Source organism: Halonotius roseus (genome assembly GCF_006861655.1).
In the GTDB taxonomy this organism is placed as follows: Archaea; Halobacteriota; Halobacteria; order Halobacteriales; family Haloferacaceae; genus Halonotius; species Halonotius roseus.
Genome location: NZ_SESI01000002.1, coordinates 142,966 through 156,412, shown reverse-complemented (window position 1 = coordinate 156,412; position 13,447 = coordinate 142,966). Strand labels below are relative to the sequence as shown.

Sequence of the window (13,447 nt, the reverse complement as noted above, 5' to 3'; positions counted from 1 at the left end):
GCGTCTCCGGTGCCGATCAACACAGCTTGTCGTTCTCTTTGGCATTGTCGGCCGGTGTGCCCGTACGACCAGGTACCTTGCGTAGCTCAAAAATCGTCGGCGAACTTACCCCGGTTGTTGATATCGATCTCGCTGACGCTTGAGCCCTCCCGGGTCGCGGCGAAGGCGATTGCGTCGGCGACCTCGTCGGGTTCGCTGGCCTCACCCTCCTCGAAGACTTCCTCGAACGTGCGGCCGTCGGTGGCTTCGAAATCGGTGCGAACCGCGCCGGGGTTGACGACCGTCACACCGACGCCGTCGTCGCCGACCTGGGCGGCGACGCTCTTGGCGAAGCCGCGCGTCCACCACTTCGAGGCCGCATACACCGCGTTGTACGAGCGGGGATACTGGCCGGCGAAGCTCCCAAGGAAGATGAGATGCCCCTCCCGTTCGCGGACATGGGGGATCGCCGCCCGCGTCGCGTAAAGCATCCCGTCGATGTTGGTCTCCTGCATCGTCTCATATTCGTCGGTCGACATCGTCTCGACATCGCTGCCGCGGGCCAGACCCGCGTTGTTGACAAGAATATCGAACCCGCCGAATTCGGCGATCGTCGCCTCGATCAGGTCGTCGACGGCCGATTCCTCCCGGATATCGGTCGGCACGACCAGTGTGTCGACCGCGTGGTCGGCCTCGATCTCGTCGGCTAGTTTGCGCAGCCGATCCTCGCTGCGGGCGGCGAGGACGACGGCCGCGCCCTCGGCGGCGAGCGCGCGGCAGGTCGCCGCGCCGATCCCGCTGCTTGCACCGGTGATGATCGCTGTCTGTCCGTCAAGTGAAGTTGGCATACGCGTTCCAGTACGTCCACGCTGGAAGCTGTTCTGGAAGCGACGCTAGGCCGCTTCTCATGATCGACTTCTCAGGCGCGGAACACCTATACTGCTCGCAGTCAACAGATAAGTTATGGCTCTCTGCAAGGATTTCCTCAACGGGATCGTCTCGCTCGTCATCAGCGTCGTCATCACCGTCGCCCTCGCCGGCGACGACGATAGCTACACGCTCACCGACGTGACGCTCTCGGTGGCGATCTCGGCGTTCCTCTCGGGGTTTTTCACGAGCTACTTCGCCGAGTGAGCTGGCAACTGACGAGCAGCAACAGCTTATTGGAACCGACCTAGCCCGCTCTGTGATCTGGTGATCCCGTCGGGATCGGCGACCCACGGGCTTCGCTCCGCGCGGAGCTGTTCGAGATCGATCTCGGGTGGCTCGCTTGGCTCGTAGCCCGAACATGACTCACCGCAGTCGGTCGCGGGGTCGACAACGCGGTCGTAAAACCCACAGTACGGCCGGCCATCGTCGGTCACCTCGGCGTGCTCGCAGGCCGGCAGGTCGTAGCTGCGCCACCCTTTCCCGTAGGCGCGTTCGGCGATCCGGCGTCGCTTGCGCGCCTTCGCCTCGGCGTCGACGACGGCGATATCCGTCCGGAGCGGTTCGGCGTTTGTCGGCTCGATCCCGGGTTCGTCGGTCGACAGCGGCGTCGGCTCGCGGACGATCTTCATCTCGTCGCTGTCGGGATCGAACCGCCAGACACCGACCGGCTCGGGCAGGCGATTGAGATGTGCTCGCGTCACGTAGCTCTCGGTGGCGAGGATCACCTCATCAAAGAGGCCCAGCGCGATATCGACGCGGAGCTGGCGGTCGAGATCCCCCGGCCGGTCGAGATCTGGCTTGTTTTCGATCCCGACAAGCGAGCCGATCCAGTCGGGATACCGCGTCGTCTGGCGAACGTACCGCCGGCCGTTGCGTCGCTCGACCTCGAAAAACCCGCAGTCGACGGCGCGGTCGACGACGCTTCTGGCGTGCTCGGTGCTGCAGTCGACGGCGGTTCGCCAGTCGGTGGCCGCGCCAGCCCCAACGTCGCTTTCGATCGCCAGCGGCGGGATCGTGTGGCTGGTGATCGCCGTTCGCTCCTCGAACTCCGCTCCCGGCCGGACACAACAGAGATCCATGATCCGGCTCCCAGGGTTGGCGACCGCGCCGCCGAGCTGGCGGGCGATCAGCCAGTCGGTCGTCGCTTCGAGATGGGCGGCCAGTGCCAACTCGAAGCGAAACTCCATGGGTGGCGTTGGCTCTCGGCGGACAAAAACCGGTCGCCGTCAGCCGGCGTGGTTCGATCCCGAGCAGCGCGTCGTCCCGAAATCCGTATCCCCGATGGTCGCCTACAGTGGGTATGCGCCGGATCATGCGGAACGCGCTGTTGCTGACGGGGTTTGTCGTTGTCGCGCTGCTGGCGGTCGGAGCCGTCCCGAGCTATCTCGGCAGCGGCGAGGCCTACTATCTCGAAGCGACGCCGACCGACGAGGCTGGGGCCGCGGTCAACGCCACCGAGATCAGCGAGCGGCGGTTCCCGTATCTCACGACCGCGTTGACCGCCGACGACGGCCGCTCCGAGGGCTACCAGCGCGCCCTCGGCGGCTACAAGACGTGGTTTGCCCACTCGCCGTTCGACGAGTTCGATGCCCTCCAGCGGCTCAACGGCGACGCCGTCCGCGACGGTGGCGATCGTGTTCTCGTCAGCTACGATGGTGATCGCTACAGCGTTGCTGTCGGCAGCGACGATGCCGGTGGTGAGCAAGGGTGAGTGACGACGGCCGCCACGATCTCGCAGCTCTGAGCGATCCCGAGTGGCCGGTCATCGAATCGGTCGCCGAGTACGACACCGACTGGTTTACCGGCGGCTACGATCTGGTCGAACAGCCGGATGGCTCCGAAAAGCGATACTACTGGGCCGAGTTGCCGCCGGCGGCGGTGATCGTTGCGGTCACCGACGGCGAGCTACTGTTCGTCGAGCAGTACCGGCCGACGATCCGGGAAACCCAGTATGAGCTCCCGGCCGGGATCGTCGAGCCCGACGAATCGTTTACCGAGGCGGCAGCCCGCGAACTGCAAGAGGAGGTCGGATTCGACCCCAGTGAGACCGAACTCCTTCAGGAGTTTTGGTGTTCGACCGGCCTGCTGCGGCACCGCCGGGGGATCGTGCTTGCGACCGAGCTGACACCGGCCGAGCGGACACTCGACTCCAACGAGTTTCTGGTGCCGAAATCGGTGCCGGTCGAGGACGCATTGTCGGTTGCGCGGGCACAGCCAACGAACGATGCGACGCTCGAAGGTGTGTTGCTGGCAAAAGAAAACGGAGTCCTGTAGGCCTACTCGTTTTGCCGGATCGTCAACACCGGTATCGTTGACTTTCGGACGACCTTTTCGGTGACGCTGCCGAGGAAGGCGTGTTCGACACCGCTGCGGCCATGGGTACCCATGGCGATGATGTCGATGTCGTTCTCGTCGGCATAGGTGATGATCTCCTCGTCTGGTTTCCCTTCTCGGGTGACACAGACAGTGTTGCAGCCGTCGTCCTCTAGCTCGTTGGCGATCGCCTGGGTGTAGCCTTCACCCTCCGCCCGGAGCACCTCGTTGACATCGACGCTCCCTTTGGCCATCCCGCTGGTGCTGACGGGGTCGCCCTTGCGCTTGAACATGCCTGTCCGCCAGTTGCCCTGCTCGTCTTTGTCGAGCGTGAGTGAGGCGTCGCCGCTGTCGGGCGTGACCACATACAGGATGTGGATCGTCGCACCGTAGGTGTTCGACAGCGTCCGAACGTGATCCATCACTGATTCCGCGGCCTCGCTACCGTCTGTTGGATACAGGATGTTCTCGTACATGGGGACTTCCTCCACTTTAATAAATGAACGATAATTATATAAGTGTAGTGCTCATTCCTGCTCGTTGGCAGTTGCTACATCGCGCCGCGGAGCACCTTCGCGGCGACCAACACCGGATCCCACACCGGGCTAAACGGCGGCGCGTAGGCGAGATCCAGGCGTTCAACTTCGGCGACGGTGAGCCCTGATTCCAGTGCCGTCGCCAGCGTGTTGATCCGGACGGCCGCCCGGTCGGCCCCGACGATCGAGCCGCCGAGCAGCCGCCCGCTCTCGCGGTCGGCAACGAGGGTCACGTCGGTTTCGGCCCCGCCGGGGTAGTAGCCCGAGCGGGAGCCGGCGGTGATCGTTTTCCGTACCGGCTCAAAGCCGGCCTCCCGGGCGGCGTCGGCATCGACAAGGCCCACCCGAGCGCATTCGAGATCGAAGGCTTTGACGACCGCTGTCCCGGCGATCTCGCCGACTGGCTCGGGGTCGCCGGCGACGGTCGACCCGATCGCCCGCCCGCCGCGGTTGGCAGTTAGCCCGAGCGGCATCCACGTTGGCTCGCCCGTGACAGTGTGGCGTGCGGTCGCACAGTCGCCGGCCGCATACACGTTCGGCAGATTTGTCCGGCCGTGGTCGTCGGTGGCGATCGCGCCGCCGACCCCGAACTCGATGTCGGTGTCGGCTACCAGCTCGGTGTTTGGATCGATGCCAACGCCGACGATAGCGAGATTGACCGGCTGGCGGCCGCCCTCGTAACTGATCGCCTCGATTCGGTCGTCGCCGACGAGTTCCGTGACTGGGGTGTCGGTGTGGACGTGGACGCCCTCGGATTCCAGTTCGGTTTCGACGCGGTCGGCGACAGCTTGGCCGAACGGCGGGAGAACGTGGCCCGATCGCTGGAAGAGATGGACATCGAGCCCGCGACCGCGCAGGGCCTCGGCCATCTCGACGCCGACGTAGCCGCCGCCGACGATCGCCGCGGTCTCGGGAGCCGGCTGTTCCGCGTTGTGGGTGACCCGCTCGCGGTCGGCCGGTGTGTCGGCGATCCGGTCGTCATCGTACTGCTCGGGGGTGGCGATGTAGGCATCGATCGCCGCGGCGGCATCCATGTTGTGTAGTGTGAACGCGCCGTTGAGATCGCGGACATCGAAGGGGCCGGTCGTCGCCCGGCCGCCGGTGGCAACGAGGAGATCGCTGTAGGGCTGTTCGATCGTTCCGTCGTCGGTTTCGACGGTGACCGTGCTGGCCTCGGGGTCGACAGCGGTGACCTCATGCCCGCGCCGAAGGTCGATCCCGCGCTCGTCGGCCTCAGCCGGCGACAACGAGAGGAGATCGCTCAGTTGCTCGATGCGGCCCTCGATGAAGTAGGGCATCCCGCAGTAGGCATACGAGATCCACCGGCCCTTCTCGAAGACGATGACCTCCCGATCGGGGTCGACGCGGCGACATTTACTGGCGGCACTCAGGCCCGCGGCGTCAGCACCGACGACGACAAACGGATCCTCCATGGCTGATCGTTGGCTGCTGGTAGCAAAAGCCTCGCCCCGCTGTGAGTGGTGGCTGCACTCTCGCTGATACTATTCAGATTAGCGCGATTGAATTGAGAACACCTCGAAAGCCCCCGGCGTCTCGACTCCCGAGACTCGCTGCGCTCCTCGCTCACTCCGTTCGCTGTGGTGCTTGCGTCGTCCGGGTTCGGCGAGACGCCGGCCCCTTTCAATCCCACCCGTGTCGGCCGGTCAGGCAGCTGCAGTCGGGCGGGACTGAAAGGGGCGACGCGCTGGCGGAAGGCGGGCGACGCAAGCACTGCAGGGCCGGAGGCCCGAAGCGCGCAGCGAGCCCCCCGACGCCAGCGCGTCGGGGCTTTCAACATGGTTCCAGTTTCTCCGGCTTATCTGAATACGATCCTCTCGCTCAGCCAGTGAGTATTTAGCATCTCGGGTCGTTGCTACCGGTATGGTGCAGGAGCGCGTCATCCGGTTTCTCGCCACGGGTCGCACCAGACGCGTGTTGATCGCTCTCCGCGATGTGAGCATCTCGCCGTCGATAGCGCTGGTACTCATCTCGACAACGCTGATCTTTCCGCTGACGCTGTACGCGCTGTTGGTGTGGAACACCGGCCCGCTGATGGGCGTGCTGATGGGTGTGATATTCGCGCTGGTGTACTTCCTGATGACGATCGTCTTCGGGATCGTCTTCTACTACAAGGACAACCGCGAGCTACCGCTGCCCTAATTGTCGGCGGCGGTGTATCGCTGATCGTTGTATTGGTATCTGTCGCCTGCCGAGAGACTTATCCCCGCGGCTCGGCACCCACGCGGTATGGACGGCGAGATCACCCCGTCGACGGTGGCCGAACTCCACGAGAGCGATGAGTCGCCTCGCATCGTCGACATCCGCAACCCAGCTGCCTTTGAGCGCGAACATATCCCCGACAGCGAGAACATCCCCTTCGAGGAGCTCCCGGATCGCGTCGCCGAGCTGACCGACGCCGACCGGATCGTCACTGTCTGTCCCCACGGCCAGGCAAGCGTTCAGGCCGCCCGGCTGATCGGCTCCTACGAGGGCACCGCCGACTGCCAGGTTGAGAGTATGGAAGGCGGGCTCACCGCCTGGGATGGGCCGCTGGCGTCGACAACGCAGCCCGCCGATGAGGGCCCCGAGGCACCGTTCTAATCCCGCGGGCGGCTGAACGCCACGAGCGACAGCGCGAGCGCGGCCACGGCCACCCCAACGCCGAACCCCGGCGCGTTGTCGTCGGTTGTAGCACCATCCGCTGTCCCAGTCTCGCTTCCGGTGTCCTCACCGGTGGCGTTGTCTTCATCGTCGCCCTCGGTGCTTGTCCCGTTGCCGGCGGTACCTTCGATGCCGTCATCGTCAAACACCGGTGGCGGCGTGCTGTTGATCGCTCCGCCGCCCGCGCTGTCGGCCGTGGTAACTCTGACGGTAAAGGCGTCGACGCCGGCGGTGAGCTGATACGTTCCCGGTTCGGTGAACGTCTGCTCGAAAGTGTGGGTCGCCCGCTCGCCGGGCCCCAATCGCCCGCGTGCCACCGTTTCGGTCTCGTTGACGCGGAACGGAAGCTCGTAGTCGCCGGCCGTCCCGCCGACGTTTTCGACTGTCAGTCGAACCCGGAGTGTCTCACCGGTCGTTACCGCGAGCCCCCGACCGCTGAGCGCGGTATTTCGCGTCGGCCCTTCGACGGTCACGGGATCATCGTCGGCCAGCCGGTAGCGAAACTGTGCCGGCGATCCACTGAAGGCGGCGTCGTGAGCGGTGCTGTTCCACATCGTTGGCCCGGCGGTCGTTGTCGCATAGCGGTCTGCGACGGCGGCCACATCGTGGTCGGCTGCGTTGCTGACCGCCCGGCGGACGGCGCGGTTGTCGATCGGCTCGGCGGCGGTGTTCAGTTCCCGGAGTACCTGATCGAAGGTCGCCTCGCGGTCGGTCGCCACACGAATCCGCCGGTCGAGGTCACCGGCGACGAGTGAGCCTTTGCGGTAGTTGGCGAAATCGTCCCACCGATCCGGATCGCTGAGCACCACCCGCCGCTGGGTTGCGGACGCGCCCGTTGCCAGCTGCCGGCGGAACGCCTCGAAGTCGATCCGGCCGGTTTCCAGCGGCAACAACGCGGCGTAGTAGCTGGCACTCCCCTCGGTGATCCACTCCGCGCTCGGCGCGGCGGTGTAGTCCTGTCGGGTGTGGACGTACTCGTGTACCCAGACGTTCGAGGCGGTGTCGAGCCCCTCGCTGTCGCGCACCCAGAAATCCGCCGCGCCGATCTGCAACCCCCGAACCGTCCACCTGACCTCGCCGGTCGGCGCGGCGATCATCAACACCTCGTCGTCGCGGTCGCCGACCTGTAGCCGGCCGGCTGCGTTGGCAACGGAATCGAGAATCTCTCCCGGCTCGCTTTCGAGATCGGCCGCCTCGGGGATCACGAGCCGAAACGTCTGGCCGTGGGCGCGGCGGGTGCGCACGTCAGTCGGGCCCAGAAACGCCATCCGGTCGCCGGCGACGCCCGGCCCGTTGATGGTGGTCTCCCGATCGAGCCCAAGCGTGCTGCCGCCGGTGTATCGGCCGGTGATCCCGGTTTGGGGGATCCGGACGAGCGCCCAGTCGTCGGTGTCGGCAAACAGATACTGACCGTCGACCGACAGCGGCCCCTCACGGTCGGAGAGCCGGTTGGGATCGACTCGGTAGGTGATGGTGGGCGTGGCGGTCGTGCCGTCCCAGGTGTAGCTGTCCCCGCTGGCGTGGCTGAAGCCAGCTGTCTCGGCATCGCGGGCCCGATCCGGCACCTCGGCGGTGAGTTGGGTGACTCGCTCGGGGATCGACACCGCGACCGTGACACCGATCTCGCCGCTTGTCTCGGGGGTTCGATCCAGCGTCGTCGTCACCGTGATCTCATCGCTTTCGGCGGACTGCAACGCCGAGTTGGTGGCCATGGTCGTCGACGCGATGGGCTGGCTCGCCGACGCGATGGGCTGGCTCGCCGACGCGACAGACTGGGTCGTCGGTGTCGCTGGCTCCTCGCCGACTCCGACTGCGGGGGCGGCCGCAAGACAACAGCCGACAACCAGGAGTCCGACCACGAGCCGAGCGACGGTCATGTCGGTCGAACGGCCGGGCTGCTGAATAATCCTCCGGCCGGTGTCGCCGCCGGCTACGATCGACGGCTATACCGCAGGCCGACTAGCATGACCGCGATCACCGCACCACCGATCCCGAAGCCGGGCACCTCGATCTCGGTGGGGATGTCGATCGGTGCGTCTGTTGTGGTGTTCTCCGTGACCGTGATCGAGAGCTCCTCGCCGCCGACAGCGATCCGGTAGCTGCCGGGCTCGGTGAACCGCTGGGCGAAGCGGTGGGTTGTCGTCTCACCCGGTGCCAGCCGGCCGGTTCGCGTCGTTGTGTCGTCGCCAATCCGGAACGGCAGCTCGTAGTCGCCGACGGTACCGCCGACGTTCTCGACGGTGACAGCCACCGAGACCGTCTCGTTGACGCCGACGGTGAGGTTCTCACCCGATTCCGGGAGCGGGCGGCTCGTCCCATCGACACTGATCGGTGTGTCGTCGGCAAACCGGAACGCAAAGCGCGCGGGTTCGGCCCCGAAGGCGGCCGTGTGGCTGTCGCGGCTCCACATCGGATCGACGGCTGTCGCGGTCGTGGCCGCCGTGGTCTCCTCGGCAACCGCCTCGTCGGCGATGGCCTCGATGTAGCCCGCGATATCGGCTGCGGTGAGCTCACCCTCGTGGCTGTTTATCGCCCGCATGAGGGTGTCGAGGCTTGCTTCGCCGTCGGTTGCCAGGCGGATCCGGCGATCGAGATCGCCGGCGACGAGCGCGCCCTTCCGGTAGTTAGCGAAGTTCTCCCAGCTGTCGGGATCGGTCATCACCGCCGACGCCTGGGGGTCGTCTTCGCCCTGTGCGAGAAACCGCTGGAAGCGATCGAATTCGATGCGGTCGCCCTCCAGGGTCAGCAGCGCGGCGTAGTAGGTCGCTGTCGCCTCGGTGACCCAGCGAGCGTCCTCGGCTGTGGTGTACTCTTGGCGGGTGTGGACGTACTCGTGTACCCAGTTGTTTGCCGGTGTGTCGACGGATTCGTCTGCTCGCACCCAGAAGTCGCTGTCGCCGGTCTGGATCCCACGAACGGCCCACTCGATCTCGCCGGTCGGCGCGGCGATCATCAGTACCTCGTCGTCGCGGTCGCCGATCCGAAGTCGATCGGATGCGGCGGTCACCGACCCGAAGATCTCGCTTGGCTCAGCTTCGAGGTTGGCTGCCTCTGGAACCACGAGGTGGAACGTCTGGCCGTGGGCCGTTTGCGTCCGCCGGTCGTAGGGGCCGAGGTAGGCGATTTGGTCGCCGGCGACACCCGGGCCATCGATCTCGGTTTCCCGGATGATCTCAGGGTCGTCGCCGACGATCCGGCCGCTGATGTCGCCGACCGATGGGATCCGGACGAGCGACCAGTTGGCGGTGTCGACAAACCGGTAGGTGCCCTCCGCGCCGGGCTGGTCGGCCGCGCTGCGGACGGCCGCGTCGATGCGGTAGGTGAGCGTTGCGGGGTTGCTGTTGCTGTCCCACTCGACGTTGCCGTCGGCGGTTTGTGTGAAGCCGCTGGTCGAAACGAGCCGCGCTTCTGCCGGCAGTTGGAGGGTGAGCTCTCTGAACTGTGAGGGGATCTCTGCGGTGACGGTGGCGGTGATCTCACCGACCCGTTCGGGTGTTCGATTCAGCGTTGTCGTCAGCCGCAACTCGTTGTGTGTCGACAGCGGTGTCGGTGTCGGCGTATCGTCGACACCTGCTGTGGTTGATATTGCGGTGTCGTCGACACCTGCTGTGGTCGCCGGTGGTGTTGCGGCTCCGACCGGCGTCGCTGGCGTGGCCGGGGCTGCTGACCCGGCTGCGATCGGGACGGTGAGAAGACTCACAACCATGATCATCGCCACAGCCGCGGCCCGCCACGACGACATAGCTGTCACAACGCCCCGGAGTCCAATAACGATTCCCAACGCCGGCCCGGCCGCTGTGAGGGAACAAACAGGCGTCGGAACGGGAGGCGGTTAGATCGCTAGCTCACGCAACAGTAAACCCTTTATCGCGGAGGAAATCCTCCACGCGACCCTGGTGGTTGCCCTGAAGTTCGATGGCGTCGTCCTCGATGGTGCCACCGCAGGCGAACTTGGATTTGAGATCCGACGAGAGGCTGCTCATATCCACGTCACCGGGGTCGAATCCTTCGATGACCGTTACCTCCTTCCCGTAGCGGCGCTCGTCGATGCGGATGTTGATCTGTTGAGACTCTTTGGCAACGTCCTCGCAGACGCAGAGTTCATCAGGCAATCCGCACGTCGAGCAGACTTCCGACATTACACTGCCGACTACAGGATGGTCATATTAAACAGTGTCGGGATTTACAACCGGTCTCAGGGCGCGTGTTGGGAGCCACAGCTGTCCGAAACGGCCAGAACGGCTGAGACTACCCCACAACTGCGTCGACATCCGAGCGATTATACCGCTTGCGGCCGGTCTCTCGGCTATGACCCCGGTGACGGGACTGCCGCCCGCGATGGCCGACTGCAAGGACGACGTGACGCCGATGCTTTCCCAGTACGTCGAGCTCTGTGAGCAACACCCTGACGCGCTCGTCTTATTTCAGGTCGGGGACTTCTACGAAGCCTTCTGTGAGGCCGCCGAGGAAGTCGCCCGCGTCTGTGAAGTGACGCTGACCCAACGCGAGGATTCGACCGGCGAGTACCCGATGGCGGGCATCCCCATCGACAACGCAGCCTCCTATCTCGAACGCCTCGTCGACGCGGACTACCGCGTTGCTCTCGCCGATCAGGTCGAGGACGCCGAACAGGCGAGTGGGCTGGTCGACCGCGCTGTGACACGCGTCATCACGCCTGGCACGGTCGTCGAAGACGAGCTGCTGGCGGCGGGCTCGACGACCTACGTCGCCAGCGTCGTCGAACGCGAGACTGACGACGGCGAGCGGGACGGCTACGGTATCGCCGCGGTCGACGCCTCGACCGGCGAGTGTTTTGTTACGACCGTCCCGACCCGCGGCAACGTACGCGAGGAACTCGACCGAATTCAGCCGAACGAACTGCTCGTCGCTGGCGACGCGCCGACGGTCGACCCCGACGGCAACTGGATGGAAACCGAAATCGACGCCGAGCTGTTCGAGCGAGAGGTCGCCCGCGACCGCCTGAGCGAGTACGTCGCCGATCCGGATCGTCGGATCGACAACGACGCCGAAGCGCGGGCCTGCGGCGCGGTACTTGCGTACGCCGAGTACACCCAAGGCGACGACGGCCCGCTCGAATACGTATCCCGCATCCGGCGGCACGACCACCGCGACCAACTCCGGCTCGACGCCGCCGCGATCCGCAGCCTCGAACTGTTCGACAACCGCGGGGCTGGCTCGCGCGCGACCGTTTTCGGCGTACTCGACGAGACCGCGAGCGCGCTCGGCCGGCGGTGTCTCGACCGCTGGCTTCGCCGGCCGCTGGTCGACCGCGCGGAAATCGAAGCCCGACTCGACGCCGTCGACGCGCTCGTCGGCGACGGCATCGCCCGCAGCGACCTCCACGACCGACTCGGCGAGGCCTACGATCTCGAACGTCTGGCCGGCCGTATCTCGCAGGAACGTGCCAACGCCCGCGACCTCCGCGCGTTGTACGCGACGCTGTCGATCGTGCCCGAGCTGAAGGAACTCATCGCCGACATTCCTGCGCTCAGCGATCACCACGCACGCCTCGACGAGTTGCGGGACGTGGCGACGCTGATCGACGAGGCGATCACGACCGATCCACCGATGGAACTCACCGAGGGCGGCGTCATCAAACAGTCCTTCGACAACGAACTCGACACGTTGCGAACGACCGAACAGGACGGCCGCGAGTGGGTCGCCGACCTCGAAGCCGCTGAACGCGAGCGAACGGGCATCGACTCGCTGTCGGTCGGGCACAACCAAGTTCACGGTTACTACATCGAGGTGACGAACCCGAACCTCGATCAGGTGCCCGACGATTACACCCGCCGCCAGACGCTCAAAAACGCCGAGCGGTTCTATACGCCCGAACTCAAGGAGCGCGAAGACGAGATCTTCGGCGCGGCCGACCGCGCCGACAGCCTCGAATACGAGTTGTTCTGTGACGTACGGGCGACTGTCGCCGCCGAAACCGACCGGATTCAGACGTTGGCAAGCGTAATCGCCGAACTCGACGCACTATGCTCGCTGGCGATTGCCGCCACCAAGAACGACTACGTCCGGCCGGATCTCCAGGCCGCCGCCGCCGAACCCAGTATCGAGATCCACGGCGGCCGCCACCCGGTCGTCGAGACGACCCAACAGGAGTTCGTCCCCAACGACACCGACCTCGACGCTGGCGGCGTTGCCATCATCACCGGCCCGAACATGAGCGGGAAATCCACCTACATGCGACAGGTCGCGCTGTGCTGCCTGCTCGCCCAGACGGGGAGTTTTGTTCCTGCTGAGGCCGCTACCCTCCCGGTGCTCGACCGGATCTTCACACGCGTCGGCGCGAGCGACGACATCGCCGGCGGGCAGTCGACGTTCATGCGCGAGATGAGCGAACTCACCGAAATTCTCCACGACGCGACCGACCGTTCGCTCGTCTTGCTCGACGAGGTCGGTCGCGGGACGAGCACGGCCGACGGCCTCGCTATCGCGCAAGCGACCACCGAGTTCATCCACGACGAACTCGACGCCCTGACGCTGTTTGCGACCCACTACCACGGCCTAACCGACCTCGCCGACGAGCGCGCGGGCGTCCACAACCTCCACTTCGCGGCGACACGGGAAGGCGACGACGTGACTTTTCTCCATCGTGTCGCGCCCGGCGCGTCCTCGGCGTCCTACGGGATTGAGGTCGCTCGGATGGCCGGGGTACCGACACCCGTTGTCGACCGCGCCCGAGAGGTCGTCGCATCGACGACTGGCGATGCCAGCGACAGCGACGCTGCTGCTGACACTGCTGACGACGCTGCCGGCCAGCCCGCCGCCGACAACGACACCACGACCGATCCGACTGCGAGCGCGGCGGCTGACGACGCTCTCGCTGACGCGCTGGCAGACCAGACACTCGACGCGGAGACAGTTGCTGCGGTCGCTGCCGAACTCCAAGAAATCGATATTGCGACGATGACGCCGCTTGAAGCACTCAATACGCTGGATGAGCTTCGGACAACGCTTGAGCGGTGATACTGCAGCTACTGACGAGATCGTTCGCA

Annotated in this window: 13 protein-coding genes; 6 read left to right on the top strand and 7 right to left on the bottom strand. The window is 65.6% G+C overall.

The annotated features are described in order from the left end of the window. Positions 1 to 86: 86 nt before the first annotated feature. On the bottom strand, positions 87 to 827 hold the full coding sequence (locus tag EWF95_RS06835) for an SDR family oxidoreductase (protein WP_142443331.1): 741 nt from the start codon (positions 825 to 827) through the stop codon (positions 87 to 89). Between the two features lie 115 nt (positions 828 to 942). Between EWF95_RS06835 and EWF95_RS13525 the strand changes: the two genes are divergently transcribed. Beyond that, positions 943 to 1,113, top strand: coding sequence for a hypothetical protein (locus EWF95_RS13525; RefSeq protein ID WP_185911727.1), 171 nt, complete (start codon positions 943 to 945; stop codon positions 1,111 to 1,113). 26 nt (positions 1,114 to 1,139) lie between these two features. On the opposite strand, the gene EWF95_RS06830 is transcribed toward EWF95_RS13525, so the two are convergent. Then, on the bottom strand, positions 1,140 to 2,096 hold the full coding sequence (locus EWF95_RS06830; RefSeq protein ID WP_142443330.1) for a DUF5787 family protein: 957 nt from the start codon (positions 2,094 to 2,096) through the stop codon (positions 1,140 to 1,142). A gap of 113 nt (positions 2,097 to 2,209) precedes the next feature. Here EWF95_RS06830 and EWF95_RS06825 point away from each other — a divergent pair, with 113 nt between their 5' ends. Together EWF95_RS06825 and EWF95_RS06820 are read left to right on the top strand one after the other, a co-directional pair. Then, positions 2,210 to 2,620, top strand: coding sequence for a hypothetical protein (locus tag EWF95_RS06825; RefSeq protein WP_142443329.1), 411 nt, complete (start codon positions 2,210 to 2,212; stop codon positions 2,618 to 2,620). Next, positions 2,617 to 3,183, top strand: a complete 567-nt coding sequence (locus EWF95_RS06820; RefSeq protein WP_142443328.1) for an NUDIX hydrolase — start codon at positions 2,617 to 2,619, stop codon at positions 3,181 to 3,183. The genes EWF95_RS06825 and EWF95_RS06820 overlap by 4 nt, the downstream gene beginning before the upstream one ends. Before the next feature lie 2 nt (positions 3,184 to 3,185). Here the strand turns inward: EWF95_RS06820 and EWF95_RS06815 are convergent, their stop codons facing one another. Continuing rightward, positions 3,186 to 3,698: a universal stress protein gene (locus tag EWF95_RS06815; protein ID WP_142443327.1), complete on the bottom strand. Its 513-nt coding sequence runs from the start codon at positions 3,696 to 3,698 to the stop codon at positions 3,186 to 3,188. A 74-nt stretch (positions 3,699 to 3,772) separates the two neighbouring features. Then, complete coding sequence (locus EWF95_RS06810; RefSeq protein ID WP_142443326.1) at positions 3,773 to 5,191, bottom strand: FAD-dependent oxidoreductase; 1,419 nt, start codon at positions 5,189 to 5,191, stop codon at positions 3,773 to 3,775. 448 nt (positions 5,192 to 5,639) lie between these two features. Between EWF95_RS06810 and EWF95_RS06800 the strand changes: the two genes are divergently transcribed. Both EWF95_RS06800 and EWF95_RS06795 read left to right on the top strand, forming a co-directional pair. Further along, the gene (locus EWF95_RS06800) at positions 5,640 to 5,918 is read left to right on the top strand and encodes a hypothetical protein (RefSeq protein WP_142443324.1); all 279 of its coding nucleotides are present in this window, start codon (positions 5,640 to 5,642) and stop codon (positions 5,916 to 5,918) included. Positions 5,919 to 6,005: 87 nt separating this feature from the next. Next, positions 6,006 to 6,359 carry a rhodanese-like domain-containing protein gene (locus EWF95_RS06795; protein ID WP_142443323.1) on the top strand — a complete coding sequence of 118 codons (354 nt, stop codon included), beginning with the start codon at positions 6,006 to 6,008 and terminating at the stop codon, positions 6,357 to 6,359. Here EWF95_RS06795 and EWF95_RS06790 read toward each other — a convergent pair. The 3 genes from EWF95_RS06790 to yciH all read right to left on the bottom strand — a co-directional run bounded on the left by EWF95_RS06790 (position 6,356) and on the right by yciH (position 10,558). Next, a complete protein-coding gene (locus tag EWF95_RS06790; RefSeq protein WP_142443322.1) occupies positions 6,356 to 8,296 on the bottom strand; it encodes a peptidase in 1,941 nt (646 codons plus the stop codon). The two genes, EWF95_RS06795 and EWF95_RS06790, sit on opposite strands and share 4 nt — an antisense overlap. 53 nt (positions 8,297 to 8,349) lie before the next feature. Continuing rightward, positions 8,350 to 10,161 (bottom strand): hypothetical protein, encoded by a 1,812-nt coding sequence (locus tag EWF95_RS06785; protein WP_142443321.1) that lies wholly within the window; start codon positions 10,159 to 10,161, stop codon positions 8,350 to 8,352. Positions 10,162 to 10,264: 103 nt separating this feature from the next. Beyond that, positions 10,265 to 10,558 (bottom strand): stress response translation initiation inhibitor YciH, encoded by a 294-nt coding sequence (gene yciH, locus EWF95_RS06780; protein ID WP_120084435.1) that lies wholly within the window; start codon positions 10,556 to 10,558, stop codon positions 10,265 to 10,267. 169 nt (positions 10,559 to 10,727) lie between these two features. Between yciH and mutS the strand changes: the two genes are divergently transcribed. Continuing rightward, positions 10,728 to 13,418: a DNA mismatch repair protein MutS gene (gene mutS, locus EWF95_RS06775; protein WP_142443320.1), complete on the top strand. Its 2,691-nt coding sequence runs from the start codon at positions 10,728 to 10,730 to the stop codon at positions 13,416 to 13,418. Positions 13,419 to 13,447: the final 29 nt, after the last annotated feature.